Here is a 202-nt window from a genome sequence, read left to right on the forward strand (position 1 = left end):
CATGGCGCTGGCCCTGGAGCCGGACCTGATCATCGCGGACGAGCCCACCACCGCGCTGGACGTCACCGTCCAGGCCCAGGTGATGGACCTGCTCGCCGAGCTCCAGGCCGAGTACCACATGGGCCTGATCCTGATCACCCACGACCTCGGCGTGGTCGCCGACGTCGCGGACAAGATCGCCGTCATGTACGCGGGCCGGATC

The 202-nt window shown here is 68.8% G+C and carries 1 pseudogene; it reads left to right on the plus strand.

Annotation, left to right across the window (positions count from 1 at the left end):
• Positions 1-202 (plus strand): annotated as a pseudogene (locus IH44_RS0140395) (methionine ABC transporter ATP-binding protein); the annotation flags it as partial.

This window comes from Kitasatospora sp. NRRL B-11411 (assembly GCF_000721345.1).
In the GTDB taxonomy this organism is placed as follows: domain Bacteria; phylum Actinomycetota; class Actinomycetes; order Streptomycetales; family Streptomycetaceae; genus Kitasatospora; species Kitasatospora cineracea.